Source organism: Amycolatopsis sp. N2S4-7 (assembly GCF_058119595.1).
The window spans coordinates 3,016,745-3,038,277 of sequence record NZ_CP172299.1; the positions used below are offsets into that span (position 1 = coordinate 3,016,745).

Annotated in this window: 22 protein-coding genes and 3 pseudogenes; 12 read left to right on the forward strand and 13 right to left on the reverse strand. The window is 68.0% G+C overall.

Annotation, left to right across the window (positions count from 1 at the left end):
- Window position 1: 1 nt before the first annotated feature.
- The 6 genes from ACH54P_RS13980 to ACH54P_RS14005 form a co-directional block, all read right to left on the reverse strand.
- Window positions 2-844: an aldo/keto reductase gene (locus tag ACH54P_RS13980; protein ID WP_489912811.1), complete on the reverse strand. Its 843-nt coding sequence runs from the start codon at window positions 842-844 to the stop codon at window positions 2-4.
- Window positions 841-1,797, reverse strand: a complete 957-nt coding sequence (locus tag ACH54P_RS13985) for an amidohydrolase family protein (RefSeq protein ID WP_489912812.1) — start codon at window positions 1,795-1,797, stop codon at window positions 841-843. The genes ACH54P_RS13980 and ACH54P_RS13985 overlap by 4 nt, the downstream gene beginning before the upstream one ends.
- 204 nt (window positions 1,798-2,001) lie before the next feature.
- Window positions 2,002-2,550 carry a YceI family protein gene (locus ACH54P_RS13990; protein WP_489912813.1) on the reverse strand — a complete coding sequence of 183 codons (549 nt, stop codon included), beginning with the start codon at window positions 2,548-2,550 and terminating at the stop codon, window positions 2,002-2,004.
- A 52-nt stretch (window positions 2,551-2,602) separates the two neighbouring features.
- Complete coding sequence (locus ACH54P_RS13995) at window positions 2,603-4,153, reverse strand: aldehyde dehydrogenase family protein (protein ID WP_489912814.1); 1,551 nt, start codon at window positions 4,151-4,153, stop codon at window positions 2,603-2,605.
- Window positions 4,150-5,010, reverse strand: coding sequence for an LLM class F420-dependent oxidoreductase (locus ACH54P_RS14000; protein ID WP_489912815.1), 861 nt, complete (start codon window positions 5,008-5,010; stop codon window positions 4,150-4,152). The genes ACH54P_RS13995 and ACH54P_RS14000 overlap by 4 nt, the downstream gene beginning before the upstream one ends.
- A 115-nt stretch (window positions 5,011-5,125) precedes the next feature.
- Window positions 5,126-6,160, reverse strand: a complete 1,035-nt coding sequence (locus tag ACH54P_RS14005) for a CE1758 family FMN-dependent luciferase-like monooxygenase (RefSeq protein WP_489916428.1) — start codon at window positions 6,158-6,160, stop codon at window positions 5,126-5,128.
- A gap of 50 nt (window positions 6,161-6,210) precedes the next feature.
- Here ACH54P_RS14005 and ACH54P_RS14010 point away from each other — a divergent pair.
- The 3 genes and pseudogenes from ACH54P_RS14010 to ACH54P_RS14020 form a co-directional block, all read left to right on the forward strand.
- Window positions 6,211-6,441 (forward strand): annotated as a pseudogene (locus ACH54P_RS14010) (hypothetical protein); the annotation flags it as partial.
- Window positions 6,442-6,610: 169 nt separating this feature from the next.
- Window positions 6,611-7,120, forward strand: a complete 510-nt coding sequence (locus tag ACH54P_RS14015; RefSeq protein WP_489916430.1) for an MmyB family transcriptional regulator — start codon at window positions 6,611-6,613, stop codon at window positions 7,118-7,120.
- Window positions 7,018-7,854 carry a tetratricopeptide repeat protein gene (locus ACH54P_RS14020; RefSeq protein ID WP_489912816.1) on the forward strand — a complete coding sequence of 279 codons (837 nt, stop codon included), beginning with the start codon at window positions 7,018-7,020 and terminating at the stop codon, window positions 7,852-7,854. Before ACH54P_RS14015 ends, ACH54P_RS14020 begins: the two co-directional genes overlap by 103 nt.
- A 423-nt stretch (window positions 7,855-8,277) precedes the next feature.
- On the opposite strand, the gene ACH54P_RS14025 is transcribed toward ACH54P_RS14020, so the two are convergent.
- Complete coding sequence (locus ACH54P_RS14025; protein ID WP_489912817.1) at window positions 8,278-8,529, reverse strand: hypothetical protein; 252 nt, start codon at window positions 8,527-8,529, stop codon at window positions 8,278-8,280.
- 423 nt (window positions 8,530-8,952) lie between these two features.
- Between ACH54P_RS14025 and ACH54P_RS14030 the strand changes: the two genes are divergently transcribed.
- The 3 genes and pseudogenes from ACH54P_RS14030 to ACH54P_RS14040 all read left to right on the forward strand — a co-directional run bounded on the left by ACH54P_RS14030 (window position 8,953) and on the right by ACH54P_RS14040 (window position 11,715).
- The gene (locus ACH54P_RS14030; protein ID WP_489912818.1) at window positions 8,953-10,011 is read left to right on the forward strand and encodes a hypothetical protein; all 1,059 of its coding nucleotides are present in this window, start codon (window positions 8,953-8,955) and stop codon (window positions 10,009-10,011) included.
- Window positions 10,012-10,476: 465 nt separating this feature from the next.
- Window positions 10,477-10,788, forward strand: a pseudogene (locus tag ACH54P_RS14035) (aldehyde dehydrogenase family protein); the annotation flags it as partial.
- A 75-nt stretch (window positions 10,789-10,863) separates the two neighbouring features.
- The gene (locus tag ACH54P_RS14040) at window positions 10,864-11,715 is read left to right on the forward strand and encodes an aldo/keto reductase (RefSeq protein ID WP_489912819.1); all 852 of its coding nucleotides are present in this window, start codon (window positions 10,864-10,866) and stop codon (window positions 11,713-11,715) included.
- Here the strand turns inward: ACH54P_RS14040 and ACH54P_RS14045 are convergent.
- Together ACH54P_RS14045 and ACH54P_RS14050 are read right to left on the reverse strand one after the other, a co-directional pair.
- Window positions 11,712-12,197: a hypothetical protein gene (locus ACH54P_RS14045; protein WP_489912820.1), complete on the reverse strand. Its 486-nt coding sequence runs from the start codon at window positions 12,195-12,197 to the stop codon at window positions 11,712-11,714. The two genes, ACH54P_RS14040 and ACH54P_RS14045, sit on opposite strands and share 4 nt — an antisense overlap.
- A 27-nt stretch (window positions 12,198-12,224) precedes the next feature.
- Window positions 12,225-12,692 (reverse strand): hypothetical protein, encoded by a 468-nt coding sequence (locus tag ACH54P_RS14050; RefSeq protein ID WP_489912821.1) that lies wholly within the window; start codon window positions 12,690-12,692, stop codon window positions 12,225-12,227.
- 385 nt (window positions 12,693-13,077) lie between these two features.
- Between ACH54P_RS14050 and ACH54P_RS14055 the strand changes: the two genes are divergently transcribed.
- The 4 genes and pseudogenes from ACH54P_RS14055 (at window position 13,078) to ACH54P_RS14070 (ending at window position 15,736) form a co-directional block, all read left to right on the forward strand.
- Window positions 13,078-13,266 carry a hypothetical protein gene (locus ACH54P_RS14055; RefSeq protein ID WP_489912822.1) on the forward strand — a complete coding sequence of 63 codons (189 nt, stop codon included), beginning with the start codon at window positions 13,078-13,080 and terminating at the stop codon, window positions 13,264-13,266.
- Between the two features lie 334 nt (window positions 13,267-13,600).
- Window positions 13,601-14,347, forward strand: coding sequence for a TIGR02391 family protein (locus ACH54P_RS14060; RefSeq protein ID WP_489912823.1), 747 nt, complete (start codon window positions 13,601-13,603; stop codon window positions 14,345-14,347).
- A 382-nt stretch (window positions 14,348-14,729) separates the two neighbouring features.
- Window positions 14,730-15,322 (forward strand): annotated as a pseudogene (locus tag ACH54P_RS14065) (hypothetical protein).
- A 222-nt stretch (window positions 15,323-15,544) separates the two neighbouring features.
- Window positions 15,545-15,736: a hypothetical protein gene (locus tag ACH54P_RS14070; protein ID WP_489912824.1), complete on the forward strand. Its 192-nt coding sequence runs from the start codon at window positions 15,545-15,547 to the stop codon at window positions 15,734-15,736.
- A gap of 227 nt (window positions 15,737-15,963) precedes the next feature.
- On the opposite strand, the gene ACH54P_RS14075 is transcribed toward ACH54P_RS14070, so the two are convergent.
- The 3 genes from ACH54P_RS14075 to ACH54P_RS14085 form a co-directional block, all read right to left on the reverse strand.
- Complete coding sequence (locus ACH54P_RS14075; RefSeq protein WP_489912825.1) at window positions 15,964-17,385, reverse strand: SdrD B-like domain-containing protein; 1,422 nt, start codon at window positions 17,383-17,385, stop codon at window positions 15,964-15,966.
- A 249-nt stretch (window positions 17,386-17,634) separates the two neighbouring features.
- Window positions 17,635-17,976 (reverse strand): VOC family protein, encoded by a 342-nt coding sequence (locus ACH54P_RS14080; protein ID WP_489912826.1) that lies wholly within the window; start codon window positions 17,974-17,976, stop codon window positions 17,635-17,637.
- A gap of 106 nt (window positions 17,977-18,082) precedes the next feature.
- Window positions 18,083-19,288 (reverse strand): IS110 family RNA-guided transposase, encoded by a 1,206-nt coding sequence (locus ACH54P_RS14085; protein WP_489912827.1) that lies wholly within the window; start codon window positions 19,286-19,288, stop codon window positions 18,083-18,085.
- 239 nt (window positions 19,289-19,527) lie between these two features.
- Here ACH54P_RS14085 and ACH54P_RS14090 point away from each other — a divergent pair, with 239 nt between their 5' ends.
- Entirely contained in the window at window positions 19,528-19,893 is a 366-nt protein-coding gene (locus ACH54P_RS14090) for a hypothetical protein (RefSeq protein WP_489912828.1), read from the forward strand.
- A gap of 13 nt (window positions 19,894-19,906) precedes the next feature.
- Here ACH54P_RS14090 and ACH54P_RS14095 read toward each other — a convergent pair whose 3' ends face one another.
- Entirely contained in the window at window positions 19,907-20,236 is a 330-nt protein-coding gene (locus ACH54P_RS14095; protein ID WP_489912829.1) for a hypothetical protein, read from the reverse strand.
- A 429-nt stretch (window positions 20,237-20,665) separates the two neighbouring features.
- Between ACH54P_RS14095 and ACH54P_RS14100 the strand changes: the two genes are divergently transcribed.
- Window positions 20,666-21,478 carry a hypothetical protein gene (locus ACH54P_RS14100; RefSeq protein ID WP_489912830.1) on the forward strand — a complete coding sequence of 271 codons (813 nt, stop codon included), beginning with the start codon at window positions 20,666-20,668 and terminating at the stop codon, window positions 21,476-21,478.
- Window positions 21,479-21,533: the final 55 nt, after the last annotated feature.

The following is a 21,533-nucleotide window of genomic DNA, read 5'->3' on the forward strand; positions in this document are numbered from 1 at the left end:
TTCAGCGTAGGCCCGCTACCGCCTCGGCCGGGATGGCGCCGGCGGCGATGTTTTCTTCGAGGTGAGCGAGACTGCCCGTACCCGGGATGGGGACCACCACCGCTGAACGCGCCAGCAGCCAGGCGAGGCGGACCTGCGCCGGGGTGACCGCATTCCGCTCGCTCACTCGGTCGAGCTGCCCGTCCTGAACGCCGTCGCCAAACTCGAGGGGTCCCCACGGCAGGTACGGAATGCCCTCCTTCTCGCAGAAGTCGAGCACCTCCGCGCCCGACTGGTTGCTGAAGCTGAAGACGTTGGACACACTGGCGATTCGAGAGTGCGCGTGCGCCCACACCAGCTGGGAAAGCGTGACGTTCGAGAGTCCGATGTGCTGGATCCGGCCCTCCGCACGCATGTCGAGCATGGTCTCGAAGGCCTGCTCGAACGACACCCCGTCGACCGGAGCAGTGCCGCCGGGCCAGCGCAGGTGAGTGACGGGGACCGTGTCGAGCCCGAGGACACGACGATCGCGGTCGTTTCCCTCGCATAGTTGATCGGGGCGCACAGCCGACGTTGGACGGTTCCCCGAAACCAGCCGGGCGCCCAGCTTGGTCGCGAGCACGAGATCCTCCGGGTACGGCTGCAACGCTTCGGCGATGAGCGCGTTGGAGACGTCGTGCCCGTAGTACCAGGCGGTGTCGATCACCCGGACGCCGAGTTCCACCGCCCGGCGGAGCACTGCGAGCGCCCCCGGCCGGTCAGCCGGTTCGGAAAGCCGCGGCCCGAGCAGCCGCATGGCACCGAAGCCCATCCTCGGCACGGTCTTGCCCGCGTACTGGATGGTGCCTGAGTCGGCCGCATTCATCGCGGCGACTCCTGCAAACGCGGAAGCAAGGTCTCTGCGGTTCGGTGGTACACCGCGTCCCGGCCGTCATCGCTGAGTGCGTCGCTGGTCCGGATTCGATCGACGCAGGACACCGCGAGGTCGCGACGCAGGAAGGGGAAGTCGGAGCCGAACACGATCCGGTCGGTCTCGCCGACGTCCTGCAGCGTACGCAGGGTCGAGTCACCCCAGGACAGTGCTGTGTCCCAGTAGAGCCGCCGGAAGAGGTCCGCGGCGCTGCCACGCTGGTCCGCACCGGGGACGACGTCCATCTCGTCGATGATCGCGAACCTGGTGGCCAGGTAGGGCACGGTGCCGCCGGCGTGGGACATCACATACTTGACGTCGGGGGTGGCGGCGAAGGTGCCGCTGAAATGCATCCTCGTGATGGCACGCGAGGTGTCGGCCACGAAGTCCAGCAGCGTGTCGGGTATCCGCGGATCGCGTGCACTCGGATCGGGAGACGCTGTCGGGTGCACGAGGACCAATGCCTTGCGACGCTGCAGCTCATCGAACACCGGGCGATACAGGTCATCCCCCAGGTACACTCCTCGCGCATTGGTCAAGAGCGCGACACCGTCGGCACCGAGTTCGTCGAGCGCGTACTCCAGCTCGGCCAACGCCCCCTCGATGTCGGGCAAGGGCAAGATGGCGAGCGAGCCGAAGCGGCAGGGATGCGTGCGGACCACATCGGCGGCGTACTCGTTACATCGACGAGCAAGTCCACGCGCTTGCTCGTCATCGCCCAGGTGCACTCCCGGCGTGCTGATCGACAGCACCGCAAGATCGATCTGCGCGTCGTCGAGATAGGACAGTGAAACCTCGGGACTCCACTTGGCGGGCCGCACACCACCCGCGAAGACACCACTGGTTTCGGTGGCAGCCCGGTAAAAGTCGGGCAAGAGGTGGTGATGGAAGTCGACGATCATCGTCATGGTGACGCACCTTCCGTGTGATCGAGACGCTGCACCGGCCGACGGTGCCGGCACACCCAACAAGGGGGAAGGCCACCGCTCAGGAGAGCACCTGGGGTGCGAGGCCTTCCGCCTGTGCGCCGGACGTCGGCGCGCTTGCTCCCTCCTTTCGTTCGCGCTCGGAGACATCTGTCGCCAGCACGTCGGGGTAAAGGATTCTCCGGGTCAGAGCCGAGCCTTGCCGACCGCAGAGCTGTCACCGGCCGGGACCGAAACAGACCGGCCCGTGGCGGTGAAGGTCATGGTGAGACGGCGACCCGCCATGCCCTTCATTGCCGTGATGCCGTGGGCGTAGCGGTCGATCACCGTCGAACCGGCGACAGTGAATTCACCCCCGGAGGGGGTGACCTTGTCCACGGTCAGCTCCACCTCGGTGCGCATGCCCTGCACGGTGAGCACTCCGGCAACCACCCAGCCTGGTCCGGCGCTGCGCGCACCGGTGGATTCGAACGTGATGAGCGGGTGGTGGCCGGCGTCGAGGAACGCCTTGCTGCGGACGTGGTCGTCGCGCTTGTCGTGGCCGGTGGAGAAGCTGGCCGCGTCGACGGATGCTTCGACGTGGGACTGCGCGATCGTCTTACCGACGACGATCTGCCCTCCGCGTAGTGCGAAGGTGCCCTTCACCGTGCCGAGACCGAACATGTGCTTCGTCGTGAACGCGATCGACGAACGGGCCGGGTCGAGGGTGTACCGGCCTTCAGGGGGTGTGGCCATGAGTGACTCCTTGTGAGTGGTGCAACTGGCCGGCATCGGTCTCGCCGAAGCCTCAGAACGGGAGCCGGCGCTCCTCGCTGGTGGCGTTGATCCAGATGACGTCGGTGAAGTCGGCGATGCTGTCCGGCCCCGTCCGTCCCCAGCCGCTGTCGCGGACACCGCCCATCGGGGCGTGGATTTCGTCATTGACCGTCGGCGAGTTGACGTTGACGATGCCGTGCAGGATCTTCGGGGCCAGCTCGAAGCCGCGGTAGGTGTCGCGGGTGACGATCGAAGAGGTCAGCCCGTACTCCACCCGGTTGGCGACCTCCACCGCTTCCTCCGGGGTGTCGACCGCTTCGACGATTACGACCGGCCCGAAGGTTTCCTCGTTGGACATGGTCGCGTCATAAGAGACGTCGGTCAGCACCGTCGGCTGGTAGACCGGCCCATCGGAAGTACCGCCGGTGTGCAAGGTGGCGCCCTTCGCGACAGCTTCGTCGACCCGCTGCTGTACGCGATCGACCGCAGCTTGCGTCACCAGCGGGCCGATGATCGTGGTGGGGTTCAGAGGATCGCCCGAGGGCAGGGTCTTGGTGCGGGCGACGAACTTCGCGAGGAACTCGTCGTAGATCCCGCGCTGCACGATGATCTTCCGCGTGTTCAGGCAGATCTGGCCCTGGTGGAAGAACGAAGCGAAGGTTGCCATCCGCACGGCGTAGTCGACGTCGACGTCGTCGAGGATGATCATCGGGTTGTAGCCACCGAGCTCCAGCACGGTCCGCTTGAGCGCTCGCCCGGCGCGCTCCGCGAGCATCCGCGCGGTCGGCACGCCGCCGATCAGGTTGATGACGCGGACGTCCTGGCTGGCGAAGAACTCGTCGGCGATCGGGGCCGCAGCGCCCGGGGCGTGCGGCAGCACGTTGATCACGCCCGGGGGGAAACCAGCCTCCTCGGCGATCTCGGCGACCATCAGGCCGGCGGAAATCGGAGCGAACTCCGACGGCTTGATGACGACGGTGTTTCCCGCCGCCAGAGGGGACAAGGTCGCCCGCCAGGAAAGGATGTTCGCGCCGTTCCAAGGGGTGAAGCTGGCCACGACCCCGAGCGGGCGTCGCACGCCGATCGAGTGTGTGCCGGGGAGGTTGGACTGAAGCACCTCCCCCTTGGGAAGGTAGACCCAGCTCGCTGCCTGCTCCAGCGTCGCCGCTACCCCGTCCTGCTGGAACGTCGAGAACGGCAAGGTGCTGCCGGTCTCCCGTGCCAGGATGCCGGCGATTTCATCACGTCTGCGGCGCACGATCTCCGCGGCCTTGAAGAACAGCTGCGCTCGTTCCGCGGGTGTCGTGGCCGCCCATGCGGGGAAGGCGTCCGCGGCGGCCTTGATCGCGATCTTCGCCTCGGCGGCGCCGGTGTTCGCGACTCGCGCGTACACCTCTCCGGTGTAGGGCTCGTAGTCGTCGAACGGCTCGGCCTCGGCGTCGAGCCATTTGCCACCGGCGAAGTACTGGTAGGTACGAATGTCACCCATGACGGATTTCCTGTTCGGTGGGTTGGTGACCGCCCGGGTTCGGACGGTCTTCGGTGCAGGTGGATTGGTGACGCTGTGACCGAGTCCGGTCACAGCGCGGAGGCGGCGGGGATCACGCGCTCACCGAGAATTTCCAGCGGTGCGATGGTTTCCGCGTTCCGGACCGGCCCGTAGACGCAGTCCACGCCCAGCCCGGCGAGGTGGCCGAGCTGGTCGAGCAGCCGTTCGCCGTGGTCGGGTCCGGGGTCCAGGGGCAGAAGCACGGTCTTTTCGATCTCGTCGTAGTCCCTGCCGATGTCGGCGCAGTGGGAACGAAGCACGTCAAGCTTGCGTGCGATGTCGGGGCCGGCAAAGAGGTTGCACGCGTCGCCGTATCGCGCAACGAGCCGCAGAGTTTTGTGTTCTCCCGAACCTCCGATGAGGATGGGCGGTTGTCGGACGGCCCGCGGCGAGTTGAGGGTGCGGTCGAGGTGGTAGTGCTTGCCGTGGAACGGTTCCTCGCCGGCGCTCCACATCTGCAGGCAGATCTGCAACGCCTCCTCGAGGCGTTCGAAGCGTTCGGTCGTCGACGGGAACGGCAGTCCGAGCCCGCGGGCTTCGGGCTCGTTCAAGCCCGCCGCCGCACCGATACCGAGCCACGCTCGCCCCCCGGTCAGCACGTCAAGGGTCGTCACGATCTTGGCGAGCAGGCCTGGTTCCCGGTAGACGGCCGCGGTGACCAGAGTGAGCAGCTCCACCCGGGACGTCACGGCGGCCAGGAAGCCCAGCGTGGTGTATGCCTCGAGCATCTCCTGCTCGGGAACGCCGACCACGCCGATCTGCCACACGTGATCCATCACTGCGACGCGGGTGAAACCCACGTCCTCCGCGGTGGTGGCGATGGACTTCAAAGTGGGGCGGATGTCCGCCCTGTCCCAGCTGTAATCCGCGATGGCGAGTCCGAGTTTCACGCCGCCGCCCGCTGGGTGAGCTCCCCATCGCAGACCATCCGCGCGAAGTCCTCGGCGGGCTTGCCGACCGAAGCTACCTCGGCTCTGCTGCGCACGTCTTCAGCCATCATGTCCTCTATTTCCCGGCGAATTCCGTAGCGGCGGACGTTTCCCGTCGCAGCTGGGGCAGCACCTCGGCGCCGACGAGGTCGAGCATCTCGTGCACCGTGGCCTCCGGCACTCCTCCCAGATCCATGCCGAAAAGCTGCCGCTGGTACGAGCCGAAGTGCTCGCGAAAGGAGAGGATCTTGTCCACGACCTGCGCCGGGCTTCCGACGGTGGCGCCCGTGCGCACGACGGCTTCCTCCAACGGCCCGGCGCTCGAAGTGACGGGATGCCCGTAGTAGTACGGTGCGTACTCGCGAAATGCGTCCTGCGAGTTCGGCTTGACGAACAGCGACGCGCCGAGCCCGACGATCGCTTCCTCGGGACGGCCGTGACCGTGTGCGCTCCACAGTTCGCGATACAGGTCCACGGAACGAATGAAGTGTTCGAACGGCATGAAGAGGTTGTTCGCGAAGAAACCATCTCCGTAGCGCGCGGCCTGCTCCGCGATCTGCGGGCTCCGGATCGATCCGTGCCACACGAACGGGGGCTTGCCGTTCAACGGCCGCGGCACCGCGGTGAAGTTCTGCAGCGGAGTGCGAAACCGTCCCTGCCAGTCCACGACCTCCTCGTCCCACAGGCGTCGGAGCAATCCGTAGTTCTCGATGGCCAGGAGGATTCCGTCCCGCATGTGCTGGCCGAACCACGGGTAGACCGCCGGCGTGTTCCCCCGGCCCAGCATGAGGTCCACCCGGCCTTCGGCGAGGTGCTGCAGCATCGCGAATTCCTCGGCGAGCCGCACCGGGTCGTTCGTGGTGATCAGCGTGGTCGACGTCGACAGCGTGATCCGCCTGGTCCGGCTCGCGATGTAGGCAAGCAGTGCCACGCCGGCACTCGACACGAACGGTGGGTTGTGGTGCTCCCCGATCGCGAAGACGTCGAAGCCCGCCTCTTCCGCGTGGACGGCGATGCGCGTCAGCGCCCGGATCCGTTCGTGTTCGGTGGGCGTGATCCCGCTCACCGGGTCCGCCGTCACGTCGCCGACCCCGAAGATCCCGAACTCCATCGACCCTCCCTGCTTGCTTGCTTCTGCAAGTACATGTTTCTCCACGCTATGTGCTTTGTCAAGCAAGTAGATTCGTCCCGGCTGAGGACGAACACTCGCCCGTAGCACGATCTCGCCACCCGCGCCCAGATCGAAGGCCTGTTCCACTCGACGAGGTCGGCCTGCCAGGCGACCAACACCGGCGCGCGCCAGGCCTACGGCGTGAGGAGCTCGCCCTGCTCGCCGGCCTGTTCGTCGACTACATCGTGCAGCCCGAACAGGGCAGGTCGACCAATCCGTCCCCTCGAGTACTGTCCACGCTGGCTCGTGCGTTGCGACTGACGACAGCGGAGCGTGAGCACCCTGTTCGTGCTCGCCGGTCAGACAGTGCCCGGCCCCGGGCAGGTATCCGACCACGTGTCCGCAGGCGTCCAGCGTCTGCTGGACCGGCTGACGAGCACACCACTGAGCGTGTACGACGCCGCATGGAACCTCATCACGTGGAATCCGCTGTGGGCCGCGCTGTTCGGCAGCCCGCCTACACCACACGACTTCAGGAGGAACGCGGTGTGGTGGTCCTTCGTCGAACCCCGCCGGATCCCCCCAGGCAGTGAGCCGGGAGACGGACACCCCGCGGCCTTCGTGCCCTACCTGCGAGCGGCGTCGGCTCGCTATCCGAAGGACGCCGGCCTGGCCGCACTGATCGACGAGCTCCGAACCCGCAGCGGTGACTTCGCGGCGCTGCGGGACTCCGGCGTGGTGGGCGTGCACGAGCCCCTGACCGAGACGGTCCAACACGCGAGCGTCGGGGAGATCACCCTCGACTGCGACATCCTTGCAGCTGTGTCATCCGTCGTTTCGACAGCATCAGTGCGGCGATGGCATGGTTCGAGGTCGAACATGACAACCTGCTGGCCGTTCAGAACCTCGCTGCGGAGCGGAACTGGTACCTCCAAGCCTGGCAGCTCGCCTGGACCATGAGCACGTTCCGCCAGCGGCGGGGCCGGTTCCAGGACTACCTGCTTGTGTGGCAGGTCGGCTTCGCCGCGAGTGCGTGCCTGAACGATAAAGCGGCTCAAATGCAGGCACATCGGTTTCTCGGTCATGCTCGTGGCTGGCTGGGCCAATACGGTGACTCGATCGAGCATCACCAGCGCGCGCTCACCCTGGCCGAGCACGTCGACGACCTTGCGAACCAAGCCCTCGCCCACCGCGGGCTGGCGTTGGGATGGACGCTACAGGGCGATCACCAACGCGCACTCGAGCACGCTACGCAAGCACAGCAGTTGTTCCGAGTCCTCGACGATCCCGGAGCGCAGGCATACGAGCTCAACGGTATGGGCTGGTACGAGGCGCAGCTTGGGCGGTACGCGCAGGCCCGCGTCCACTGCGAAGCCGCGCTCGCCCTGCACCGCGACCACCCGGACCCCCAGAACGAAGCAGACACGCTTGACAGCCTCGGTTACATCGCACACCACGTCGGGCAGCACGCCGAAGCCCTGGACTACTACCACCGGGCGCTAACGCTCTTTCGTGACCTCGGCAACACATATCAGCAGGCCAACACTCTCGACCACCTGGCTCAGACACACGACCTGCTGGGGCACCACAACCAGGCTCGTGTCGCCTGGCAGCAAGCACTCGACCTGTACCAAGCCCAAAACCGCACCGCCGATGCCGACCGGTTACAGCACCGGCTCGCCCTCCCGCGGTAAGCCGGCTGGCCAGGTGCGGACGGCCAAGACGAGACCGTGCTCGGCGGCGAACCGATGCCGCGATGGCGACAACCCCTGGTCAACTTCGCCCTGCGCTGCGGGCCGGAGCGTGAGTTCGACCGGTTGCGGTTGACTCAGCCGTCACGAGGCCTAGAATCGAACACCTGTTCCCCTGGTGGCAGCGGCTGTCAGCGGGAAGTGAACACGCTGCCTTCCCCACGGCGTCCCGAGCACGACAGGGTGGTACCGCCAGTGGGAACACAGCACACAACCGACCGGTCTACGGTCAGACGCAAACCGTCTCTCCAATTCAACTTGTGTGTAAGCGGTCACTGACCGCACCATCGTCGATCTAATGACGATCTTGGAACGATGGCGGGTGCGCACGACGCCTGCGCAGGTGGAAAAGGCCACCGTCGGGGGTCAACGGGTGGGCGTCGGCTGGTCCGGGTGGCTCCGGTGGTTGCGGGTGCGCCGTTCGTGTTGTCGCCGGGGTACGACGTTCTCCGGTCCCGTTCCGTCGAGCCACGCGCGCAGCGTGTCCGTCCGCAGCCGCAGGACGCGGGAGCCGACCTCGAGCAGCACGGCCGGGACCGAGTCGAAGTGTTCGGCCGCCGCGCCGGGAGGGAGGCCGTGCTGGCCGGAACCGCTGCAGCCTGCGGGGGCGTGTTCCACGCGAGCACGTCCTCGCTGCGCTGGGCTCCGGGGAACCGGCGCTTGCGTGCTCCGGATCATTCGAAGGTCGTAACGACCGCCGCTGATCTCGACTACAGCCAAACAGCAGCGAACCGATCGCAATGACCTTCCCGTCGACGCTGACCCGTGCCAGACCGCGGGGGCGACGTGCGCAGCGTCGCCGCGTTCGGGGTCGCCGGCGAGGCCAGCGCGTACATGCTCAGCTCATCGGAAGCACGGACGCCTCAACGATCTCGGCATTCCCATTCGATCGTCATGCGGAACTGGACGCACGGTACTTAGCAGCGGTGTGCTTTGCCAGGATGACGAGGTCCGGTCTTTCTGTTTCGACCGGTTTGGGATGCTTGCTTATTCGCTTTTGCTGGGAGAATCTTTTGCCAGCTTTGGCTGGTGGGAGGATCGATGTCGCGACGTGAAGTCCTGCCCGTGCTTGCGGGCTTGCTGCTGGTGGTGTTTGCGTCTGTCGCGCTGGTGGTGAGCACCGGGGATCGGCTGACCGGGTCCTTCGGCCGGCAGTGGCTGACCTACGACTCGACCCAGCAGCTGGACGGCGCCTCCGGCACGCTGTGGCTCATCGCCGGCACTGTCTTCCTGCCCGGGATCGGGTTTTCGCTGGCCTACCGGACGGCGCCGGTGCGGTGGCGGCTGACCATCGCAGCGGTCTGCCTGACGCTGTTCACCGTGGATCTCGTGTTCCTGCTGGGGGCCATCCTGTGGTTCGCCGGCACCGGCCACGCCGTTGATCAGCTGTTCGGGATGTCCGGTGACGTGGATGGAACCGGGTCGATCGTCTTCGTGCTCATGATGGCGGTCATGACCAGCGCACCAATGATCATGGTCTGGCTGGGTGCGGGCTCGGACTTCGACGCCCGCAGCGGCGAGTACTTCGCGACCGGGTCGGCCAAGGTGGCCGTCACCGGCATCGGCGTGCGGTTGCACGCCTGGTTTCTCACTGGCCTGATCGCGTTGTGGCTGCTGATCCTCGTACCGGTGGCCGTCGCCGCCCGATCGTTCACCACGGGCTGGTCCGACCCGCACGCTCGGCCCTGGGGCAGCGGCCACAGCACGGAGATCCTGAACGGGCTTGCCGGGCTCTCACTGTTGCTCGGCCTGCTCAGCGGACTGGTGCTGTCGACGCTGCTGAGCAAAGTCCTCTACCGCGGCCGGTGGCAAGCCCGCGCCTCGCGCCGTCCCGCGCGCGCCCCCAGCCGTGGACGGCGCGTGGTGGTGTCGCTGCGCCACTGGCCGATCACCCTCGCCGTGGTGGTCACTTACCAAACGGCTGCTTGGCTCGCGACCGCGGAAGACCCGTTCTACGACCTCAGTGAGGTCGTGGCCTTCGCCGCGACGATCGTCGTTCTCTGCGGCTCACTTGCAGCACTGGGTATCTGGTGGCTGGGGATGACCTGGCGAGTGCGCGACCCACGCCGACCCCGGCAACGCACCCTGCGGCAAGCCTGAAGGACCCTTGCGGGATCGGCGGCCACCCCTCCGACGTACGGGTGCATGGGCACCGCCGACACCTACTGCACCTTCGCCCGCGTCGCCGCCTAAGACTCGGCCCCGACCTTCCCACAGTCATCGGCCCAGGCTGAGGCTGCTGAATGAGCACGGCATGGCGACGACCGGACCGCTTGATCAACTCACCGTCGAGCCAGGCGATGATCCTTCGACCCCGGGAGGCCGGCTATGGCTGCGCGTGGCTCCTCCCGCGTGCCCGAGTGGATCACGCCGATGCTGGCGGACGGCACCACCGTGCTCACCAGCCGCAACGGCACCGACTTCACCCACGAGTTCGCCGACCTCGCCGGCGTCCTCACCGCCGCCCTCGACGGCCAACCGGCCGTCATCGACGGCGAGATCGTCGTCTACAACGACGCCGGCCAGATCGACCTCGGCCTCCTGCAGGAACGCCGCGGCACGGCTTCGTACGACGACGCGCTGGACCTGATCAACGCGAACCCGTACGGCAACGGCGTGGCGATCTTCACCGGCGACGGCGCGTCGGCCCGGCGGTTCCAGAACGAGGTCGAGGTCGGGATGGTCGGCGTGAACGTCCCCATCCCGGTCCCGGTGGGGTACTACTCCTTCGGCGGCTGGAAGGACTCGCTGTTCGGCGACAGCCACGCCTACGGACCGGAAGGGTTCCACTTCTTCACCCGGACGAAGGTCGTGACGTCGCCGTGGCCGGACCGGTCACACGCCGGGGTGAACCTGGGCTTCCCGCGCAACTCCTGAACGCACCCGGGAATCGGGCGGGGCCCCGCCGGGTTGGCACCCGGTGGAGCTTTCCGACCGATGATGGGACGAACGATGAGCGCGAAGAACTCCGGCACCTTCACGATCGGCGGCGACCTGCCGGTGACCCGGCTCGGCTACGGCGCCATGCAGCTCACCGGGCCGGGGGTCTGGGGTGACCCGAAGGACCCCGACGAAGCCGTGCGCGTGCTGCGGCGCGCCGTCGAACTCGGCGTGACCCTGATCGACACCGCCGACGCCTACGGCCCCTTCGTCGCCGACCTGCTGATCAAGAAAGCCCTCCACCCCTACGCCGACGACCTCGTCATCGCGACCAAGGCCGGCTTCACCCGGCAGGGGCCGAACCAGTGGATCCCCGTCGGGCGGCCCGAGTACCTCCGGCAGCAGGTCGAGCTGAGCCTGCGGCACCTCGGCGTCGACCGGATCGACCTGCTGCAGCTGCACCGGATCGACCCGAAGGTGCCCGTCGCCGAGCAGGTCGGCGAGCTGAAGAACCTGCAGGACGAAGGCAAGATCCGGCACATCGGCCTGTCCGAGATCAGCGTGGGCGACCTGAAGGAAGCGCAGAAGACCGCGGAGATCGTCTCCGTGCAGAACCTCTTCAACCTCGCCAAGCGCGACGCCGAACCGCTGCTCGACCACGCCACCGAGCACGGCATCGCCTTCATCCCGTGGTTCCCGCTGGCCACCGGCGCCCTCGCCGGGCCGGACAGCCCGCTCACGACGCTCGCCAAGGAGCACGACGCCTCGCCGTCGCAGCTCGCGCTGGCCTGGCTGCTCAAGCGGTCGCCCGTCGTGCTGCCGATCCCGGGGACGTCGTCCGTCGCGCACCTCGAGGACAACGTCGCCGCCGCCGACATCGAGCTGACCGACGCCGAGTTCGACGCCCTGAGCAAGGCGGTCTAGGCGGGCAGGACGTTGATCAGCGTCTTCGTGCGCGGAGTCAGGTAGACGGCATTGGTCCGCTCCGCTTGAATCCGCGCGCGGAGCTCGCGATCGTCGAGGCGGAAGCTCCGGTCCTGGACCACCAGGTAGGTGAACCAGATCCGTTCCATGATGGTGTAAAGGTAGATCGGGTACTGCCCGCGTTCGGGCCGCTTGCCGTGCACCTTCCCGAAGTCGTGGGTCCAGCCGGTGATCACGACGACCCGCCCCCTGCCGACCTCCGCCAGCCGCCGTCCGCAGACGAAGGCGAACCAGGCCGTCACCGCGAGGATCGGGACGGCGGCGGCCGCCGCGCCGTCGGCGACCGCGATCGCCGCGAGCACCAGCCCGGCGACGACCAGCACCGCCGCCGTCCAGAAGTTGAAGTCGAGCAGCTTCCCGCGTCGCGACGGGTGGAGCCGGCCGTTGCGGTTGGCCAGCTCCACCTCGGTCGGCTCGATCACTCGCCCTCGCCTTCGGGGTGCTCGTTTTCATACGCCTCCTGGCCCTCGCGGTAGCGGTCGTACTGCTCGTTCTCCTGCCGGCGGCCTTCGGTCACGACGCCGATCGTGTCCGCGGGCTTCCACCCCGGATAGCCGCCGGTCTCCTCCCACGCACCCGGCTTGAGCACGCTGCGGCCGTCTTCGGAGTACGCCTTGCCCCGGTCCCTCCAGCTTGTCGCCGCCGGGGACCTTGTCCCGCCAGGCGTCCTTCCAGCCTTCGGCCGTCTCCTCGGCGGACTTCGCCTCCTTGCCCGCCTGCTTGAGCTCGTTGGCCCGGCGCTCGGTGCCCGCGGCCGTGACGCTCTTGTCCACGATTTTGTCGACGCCCTTGCCCACCTTCTTCAGCGCGTTCGCCGCGCCTTCGAGGGCTGCCTTCGACTTGCCCGCGCCCTTCGCCAGGCTCTCCAGCTTCTCGACGATCTTCGCGATGCGCGTGCTGATCTTCTCGGCGAGCACGCCGCCCTCGACGACCGTGTCGGCGATGAACGCCGCGATCGTGCCGCCCCGTCGCCGCCACCGGCCACGAAGGATTCGTCGCCAAGCTGCTACGCGCCCCGTACGTGCCCGGCAAACGCCCGGACTACTGGTGCAAAGAGAGGTAGCGACCGTAGGGACTCACGAATAGGCCACCAACCTGCAGAAAGTCCTGAGCGCACCGCAGGAAGTTCACCCATTCGAGCCAACGCGGCGAAGATCCATGCGCGGCCGGGCTCGGCCATCCCGACAACTAAAGATGCAGAGCTGCCTCATGGGCCACCACGAACTCGTGCCGACGGCAGCACCTCACTCCCGTCCCGCCGGTAGGTTCTGAAGCACCCTCGGCTATGGCGTCGGCACCGTCGTGGCAGTCGACTTCTTCGCGAGCTCATACAGCGGCATTCACGGCGTCCTCGCGGTGTGGTGCTGCGACCCGATCGCCGCCAGCATCCGGTCGCTTGTCCTCGACGGTTCGATGACCATCAGCGGCTTCGCCGTACTCGCCTCTCAGCCCAAGCCTGCCGAACGCAGCCAGCCGATCGTCAAGACCTGAAGTTGCGCCGTGGGTGCTCAAGTGGACGCCACCGCACCCACAGCCGGCTCTCAAGATGCAGACGCACACGTTGCCAGGCGGAAATAGTGCGTGTGTCCGAGAGCCGAGCTGGCACGCCTGCAAGACCTGAGCAATTCGATCATTTAGGTCTTCAGCAAGCCGCAAGAGCTCGTCGACGCACGGGCGACGTTCGATACCGATATTCCGAACCTGCGCGCGATTCGCAAACCTGCTCACGCATCCGAACGACAACGACGAGCTGGCGAACCACCACCAGAATGGCCATAGGGTTAGCGGTAGAGTCGCGTTTCACCAGAAGCGGGAGGGTGGGTGTATGTCGCGCACGTCGGAGGCGGCGCGGCCGATAGACTTGCTGCTCGTGGATGTCCAATGGGTTCAAGAGAAGCTAGAGTCGTTCATCGAGCTGTGCGACAAGTCTCTAAAGCTTCGGCCGCTCGACAACTGCATGCCAGCCTTGCGGAGGCGTGAAGCCACAATCAAGACGATCATGAACGCATTGTCGCCTTCGCTAGCGAAGAAGTTCACCTTGGAGTGGCTAGACGAGGATCAGCCACCCGAGTACGACGCGAAAGCGCAGGCCGAGCGCTGCCTCGGTCTTGCGCTTGATCGAAGCGAGTGGGCTGTCCGGCTCGCGCCGGACTCTCCAGTACTGCCTGCGGACAGCCTGCATCCATGGGTGTGGGACTCCGCCAAGACTTTATGGTCTTCCCAGCATTTCCGTCAGGCGGTTCAAGCCGCAGCGACGTCGATCAATGCCAAACTGCAGCAGAAGGTTGGGCGACGCGATGTCTCAGATGCGAAGCTGATTCAGGAGGTGCTTGCCGCTGGCGATCCCGCGCCGGGAAGGCCCCGCCTCCGTCTCCCTGACGATCCGACCGACGAGAGCGTCCAGAGCCGCCAGCGGGGAGCCCTTCAGCTTGGCCAGGCTTGCGTCTGGGCCATACGTAACCCAGCTTCCCACGACGATGTTGAATGGGAGGAGCAGATTGCTCTCGAACAGCTTGCCGCGCTCAGCCTCTTTGCCCGCATCGTTGATGAGTGCGAGGTCGTGACCGCCTGACGGCCGCGAGCATATTTGGGGTTGTTGCTGCAGGTGCGCCGGGCGCCCGAGCAGCGCAGCCGCCCTGACGTCCGGCACGCATTCCGGAGGCGCCCCCTCGGTCCGCCAGCCGTCGGTCCCGCTTCGAGTCCGTTAGTTAGGAGCTGCCCTGCAAGTCATCGGAGCCAGAGCGCGATGACGGCGATGGTGAGTTCGGACTGGTAGTGGGGGCGCGTTTGGCGTAGCGGTTGGCCAGGTTGCGAAGTTGCTTGAGCCGGTTGAAGCAGCGTTCCACGATGGTGCACTGGTTGTAGACGCGGCGTCGAGGGCTGATGGGCGCCCGCCGGCTGCTGAACCCGGCCAGCCCAGCCCGGATACTCCGGCCTCTGCCGGTTCTCTGCCGGTGGCGCCGGCGTTGACCGGGTTGTTGCCGGATGGTCTGCGCCGCGGCAGCGCGGTGTCGGTGAGTGGCTCGACAGCGCTGACGCTGGCGTTGCTCGCCGAAGCCACTCGCGAAGGATCGTGGGCGGCGATCGCCGGCATGCCGGACGTCGGGGTGGCCGCGGCCGCCGAGCTGGGCGTCGACCTCGACCGGGTCGCGCTCGTACCGAACCCGGGCGCCGAGGTCGCCGCCGTCCTGTCGGCCTTGATCGACGGGTTGATCTGGTCGTGCTCGGTTCGACCGCGGCCAGGGGGATCCAGCCGGCCCTGGTGCGTCGGCTGGCCGGTCGCGTCCGCAACCGGGGCACTGTCCTGCTCACCACGGGCGCGTGGCCGGGCCCGGACCTCGAGCTCCGCGTCTCGAAACGCCGATGGCACGGCCTCACCGCCGACGGCTTCGGCCACCTGGAGGCCCGCGAGCTCGTCGCGATCGCCCGCGGCCGCGGCGCCGCGGCTCGCCCACGACAGGTCGCGCTGCACCTGCCGGGCCCCGGCGGTGCCGTCGCCGCCGGCCAGCCGACGACCGGCCGCGGGCTGGCCGAGGTCGCCGGATGAGCCGCACGCCGCAGCTGTGGCGCTCGGACCGGCCAGGGCCATCGCGGAGCGGACGATGATCGACGAGGAGCCCGTCAGCGCTGTCCGGTCGGGTGCGCGGGGCGAGTTCGGCGGTCTGATCCCGGTCCGACCGGCAACCGCCAAGCCCCGCGTCTGCTTGCGTGGCACCGTCTTGATCTCGGCCTCTACGGCCAGCTTCAGTCCTACAGTCACCGCTACCGGTTGCACGGCACGCTCTGCGAGGTCTGCCGCGCGCAAGAAAGCTACGAGCCCTCCGCCCGCCACCTCGCGGAATGGGCCCATCTCGACGTCTCGAGCCAGCACGCCGAGTCGGTACCGGGTGACGGGTTGGTGCTCGTCGCCCGGCCGCCCGTTGCCGGGATGCTGGCCGGTCGGATCGAGCTGCCCAGGTGAAATCGTCGGCGACCGGCCTCAGGAACGCCCCCGCGGCGGTGAGGGCCGCGCCTGCGACGAGGGCCGACCGGAGGGACTGGTCGAGCGCGAGACCCGCCGGGATCGCGAGAAGCACGTAGATCAGCGGGAAGACCTGCGACAGCCGGACGCTCGGCCCCGACCGAGGCGCCGAAGTGCCGCGCGGCGTGGACCGACGCCCCCTCTCGAGGACGCCGGTCCTGACGCCGTCAGCGCCGGGCCACCTGCAGGCTCCAGTCACCCAGGCTGAACGGCGGGGCCGTGACGTCCACGACCGTGTCGCCGATCGTCGTCCAGGGGCCGAGCGGGCGTGCGTGGTAACTCCCCACCGGGGCATCGGTGAAGGTCGCGAAGCCCGCGGCGTCGGTCCGTGCCAGTGAGACGACGTGACCGCCGTCCTCCGTCAGGGCCACGGTCGTCTTCGCCAGGCCTTCGTCGGCGTCCGGCTGCCCGTTGCCGTTCTTGTCGATCCACACGCGGCCCTTGGCGTCCGCCTTCTTCCCCGGCACCTTGGCCCCGGCGAAGGTGTACGGGCCGGAGTTGTAGGTCTTGCCGTCGTCGATGTAGCAGCCGAGCCCGGTGCGGCCGAAGTAGGCGGCCCGCTCCGGCACCTTGCCCGAAACCTTCAGCACCACGCGCTCCCCCGGCGCCAGCTTGCCCGCCGGGTGCCAGGGGTCGAAGGCGCCCCACTGCTCGTGCGGCACGTCCAGTTCCTGCCCGAACCCGCCCGGGTCGCAGCCGGCGTAGAGGTCGGTCAGCGGCTGGTCGCCGGTGTTCTGCAGCGTGACCGTCGCCGTCCCGGTCTCCCCGACGGCGTAGCTCTGCTTGTCGAGGGTGATGGTTTCAGTCAGGACGTCGCTCAGCGGCCGGATCGTCGCGACCTCGAGCGCGGTGTTCGCGCCGCTGCCGTCCAGCCGCAGCTGGGGCAGGGACGGCGGGGTCACCCAGCCGCCGGGCACCTTCTCGAAGTGCAGGGAGTAGCTCGACGACACCGGGAGCGCGTCGAAGGCGAACCGGCCGGCCGCGTCGGTGAGCGCGACCAGGTCGTGGGACATCCCGTTCGCGATCACGTGCGCCTCGGCGCCGGCGAGGTTCACTTCACCCGCGGACGGCTTGCCGTCGCGGTCGCGGTCGCCGAAGAGGTGCCCGGCGATGCGGTCGGTGGTCTCCTTCGGCAGCAAGGGCACGGTGACCAGCGTCGAGTTGTCGGCGTAGTGGACGTCCAGCTCGCCGGATGCGGTGAACTCCACGACCGGGTTGCCCTGCTCGAGGGTGCTGACGCTGCCCCGCAGGTGGTAGGTCCGGCTCTCCCCTGGCGCAAAGGTCCCGCCCGGGCCCTGGAACTCCAGGTCGCCCCACGGTTCCGACGGGACGTAGAAGAACGGCCCGGACTGCGTGTAGGCGGCACCGTGCACCTTGGTCGCCGTCGCGTCACCGGTGTTGGTGATGGTCACTTCGACCGGGACGGCGTCCCCCGGCAGCCAACGTCCCTGCTCGACAGTGGCCGTGATCTTGAGGTCCGGCCCGGTTTCCGCGAAGGCGGGCGCCGCGGTGGCGGCGCCGGCGATCGTGAATGCCGCGGTCAGCGCGCTGGCAGCGCGAGCCGACCGGGCGAATCTGCCCGTGATCATGTACTTCCCCCTCTTCGGACTGTCCGGCCAACTTACGGCCGGTGCGGGGGACTCCGGCAGCTCGGAACATTCCGGGCACCGGCAACGGCAACCGGGAAGCCGGTTCGGGCGTGTACCAAACGGGCCACTACACCCTTCGTGTGACGCCCGGTATCCCGGGCCACCGGAACGGCACCTGTGTCCTCGGTGGTGGGAACGCCGGCGCTGGGGGGGTGTCCCTATGGAACTTGTCAAGCTGAGACGGGGCGTTCAGTGTGCTTTGAGGCAGAGTTCGTTGCCTTCGGGATCGGTCAGCGTGGTGAACCGGGCGTGCACCGCCACGACGGTGCCGCCGAGGGTGACCAGTTCGGCGGCGATCCGGTCGCGTTCCTCAGGCGTGACCCGGATGTCCAGGTGCAAGCGGTTCTTGCTGGTCTTGGTCTCCGGCACGGTTTGAAACCACACCGTCGGCCGGTTGCCCTGCGGGTCGACGAGGTCGTGCGCGCCTTCGTGGGTTTGCTGGTCGACATAGCCCAGCGCGGCGCGCCAGAACGGCCGCAGTAGGTCGGGGTCGTTCGCGTCGATGCAGATCTCGAAGTTCCGTGAGGTCACCAGTCGAAGCTATCAAGCAGGCGGCCGGGTCGACTGGCGCGCGTGGCGCGCGTGGCGCTGTGGAGTACGTCCGGCCGCTCGGGATGCGGAGGTCTCTATGTGGTTGTCAAGCCGCGGCTGGGGTGGGAGCGGGTTCGGGGTGGCGGTAGTAGGTGCCGTTGCGGAGCATGGCGTAGAGGACGTCGCAGCGGCGGCGGGCGAGGCAGATCAGGGCGGCGTTGTGCTTCTTGCCCTCGGCCCGTTTCCGGTCGTAGTAGGCCCTGCTGACCGGATCCGACAGGGCTGCGAAGGCGGCGAGGAAGAACGCGCGTTTGAGCTGGCGGTTGCCGGTCCGGGCCGGGTGCTCGCCCTTGATGCTGGTGCCGGAGCTGCGGGTGACGGGGGCGATGCCGGCGTGGGCGGCCAGATGCCCGGAACTGGCGAAGTTGGATGCGTCACCGACTTCGAGCAGGATGCGGGCGGCGGTCCTGACGCCGATGCCGGGCATCGAGGTCAGGACCCCGGCAAGAGGGTGCGCATCAAGTATCCCCTCGACCTGCTCGGCAACCTGCTTGCGTTGCTGCAGAACGGTTTTGAGGCTGTCGGCCAGCCGGGGCAGAACCGTGTCGGCGGCGGCGGTGCCCGGGACGGTGACGGTCTGCTCGCCGAGGGCGACCATGATCGCCTCGACCAGTTCGTCGCCCATGCGGGGCGTGTGGGCCTTGGCGATCGCGGTCAGTTTGCGGCGGTCGGCCTTGGCGATGCCGGTCGGGCCGCCGCAGCGGGAGAGGATCTCCAGCACCGCCGGATGGCTGATCCGCGGGCCGATGGCGTGTTCGAAGGCGGGGTGGATGCCGGTGAGCAGGCCCCGGATGCGGTTGCTGAGGCGGGTGGCCTCGCCGGCCAGGTCGTCGTCGAACCCGACCAGCACGTCCAGCTCGGCCAACGCCTCGTCCCCGACGTCGACCGGCCGCAGCGTGTGCGGCAGCGAGCGAGCAGCATCAGCGATGACGAACGCGTCCCGGGCGTCGGTCTTCGCGCGGCCGGGGTAGAGGTCGGCGATGCGACGCATCGTCAAGCCGGGCAGGTAGGCCACCTGATGCCCGGCCGCGCGGGCGACCGCGACCGGCAGTGCCCCGATCGTGGCGGGCTGGTCGACCACGACCAGCAGCGGTCCGTGCTGGGCGAGTTTGTCGAACAGGGCCTTCAGCTTCGGTTCGGTGCTGGGCAGCGGCGCGTCGTGCAGCCGCTTCCCGTCCGGGTCGAGACCGACCGCGTGGTGGGCATCTTTGCCGACGTCCAGGCCGAGGAACACCCCGAAACTGCTGCTCATCCACCAAGCCTTTTCGTCCGCCATGGGTGGTCACCGATCAGGCATCGAGCGCCGGCACCCACGTTACGACGAGACCTACCCAGTCGGTGGCCGTGTCCCTATCAGCGGTCGGTCGATGCCACCAGACCCGGTGACACCACCCCCCGGATCATGCGAGCGACTGGGGGCGTAAGTCATGCCGGGCCTGGCGACCACAGCTCCTTGAACAGGAACTACGAAAAGGTAACGGGGGGGCGGCGTTGGAGCGCGACGCCGAAATCGGCGTGCTGGATTCGTCGCTGCGTGCGCTGGTGGCCGACGGTGGCGGGGTCGTCGCCGTGGAGGCGGCCGCCGGGCTCGGCAAGACGACTTTGCTGCGGTACCTGCGGACTGCGGCCCGGGAAGCCGGCTGCACCGTCCTGTCGGCGCGCGGTGCCGAGCTGGAGCGGGACTTCACCTTCGGCGTGGTCCGGAAGCTGCGATCGAAGCGAACCGTCTGGGCCGCCTGCGCGGAAGCGGGTACCGCGGAAGAAGTCGGCGGAGGGAGGCGACGCGCCGGGCGCGTACATCTCTTGGGCCCTCATGTGGGGGCGGGTGCCGCGCAGGTGCCCGCCCCCACATGTTGACCCTGCTGCGGGGTCAGTTGCCCTGGCTGGTGCCACCGTCGGTGACCGCGCCGGCGGCGCAGTTGTACGGGGTCTCGCCGCTGGCCTCGTGCTCGCCCGGCGACAGGATCGGCACGCCGATGCCGTTGAGTGAGTCGCGGATCGGGACCTGGACGCCGAGAACGTTGATGTCGTTGCCGCAGATGCCCGGCGTGACGTTGAGGTTGTGCAGCACGTCGGTGTTGTTGAGGTTGACCAGGCCGACCTGACCGTAGTCGCCGGGGGTGTCGGCGGAGGCGATCCCGCCGGTGAGGAAAGCGCCGGCGGCGAGGGCGGCGGTGATCAGGCCGATCTTCTTGATCATTGAGGTCTCCTCGGCGTGAGAGCGAAACGGGGATTGACGACGTCGGATGAGGCGTGTGTGGAAACGTCGTCGGTGGAGAGGGTGCGCGCCGCGGCTGCGATTCACGCACAGAACCCCCGATCGTGTCGGAAACATCACCGAAATCCAGTGTTGTTGTACCTATTTCGAGTGAATTGCCGGTGTGTGTTCAGTGCGCTCATTTGACTTCAGCCGAGCGCGTTTCTGCTGGCAGGCCACGTGGGTGTCGGTGTGCTAAACGGTCGAGTCCAGGTCCGCGTAGCCCAAAAAGCGGGGCAGGGGCCGCTGGTGAACCGCGTGTGATTATCGTGGTTCGGCCGAATCGGCATGATTGATCGCCGATGGCAGAAGATTCGGTGAACGGGCGGGATCGTGATCGTGACGGGTGCGACGAGGCGGGGAGGCGACACGGTGAACGCCGGTCGGATCCTTGCGCGCGCCCTGGTCGCGATCGGGGGCGCTGCTGCGGTCTCCGCGATCGCGTGGCTGACGGCCACCGCGTCGGCCAGCACCATCACCCAGGTCACGGACGCACCGATCGAGTCGGGTTCCCCGGCTGTCGTGACAATCATCGGTGACCCATCGCCGCCCGTGCTTGCGCAGGCGGCTGGCTCCGTTCCCGTGGTCCGGCGCACTCACGACGTAGCGACGCGCGCCGTTACCCGTGTGCGCGACCTGCCTGAGGCGGTCTCGCCGACGGCCAGGTCGGCCGAGGTACTCGGAACCAGCGTGACCCGCGCGGTGGCTTCGGTTCCCGCCACCGTCCTGGCGGCCGGGCGCATTGCCGTGGCGGCGACGGACTTGACGTGGCTGGTCGCGCCGGCCGATGGCCCTCGCGACCACGTCGACAAGTCGCCCGTCGGTCCCGATACCGCGGGGCCGAACGACGGCACGCGCGCACCGGCGAATAGTGGCCCGCGGGAACGATGGGTCAGCCTCTCCGCGGCGGCGATCCCGGTTCGCGATGCCACGACCGTGATGGTCGGTCAGCTGAACGCTGACCATCGATCCGATCACGGCGCGGATGGGCTTGCCGGACGATCGTCGCTGCTGTCCTGCGTGGTTCCGGCCAGTGCCGGTTCCACCGCCGGCCACGACCGCAGTTGCGGTGACGTGGTGCAGCCAACTGCTGCGGAACGCCCGCAGCCGTCGCATCGCCGAAATGGCGTCCTACGCCGAGCCGTGACATCGGCGGAAATCCGGCCCGGCGTCACGCCGGACTGACAACCCTGGCCTTCCGGCCGCAACCCGCGTCGCAGTTCGCCCCTGCACGTATCGG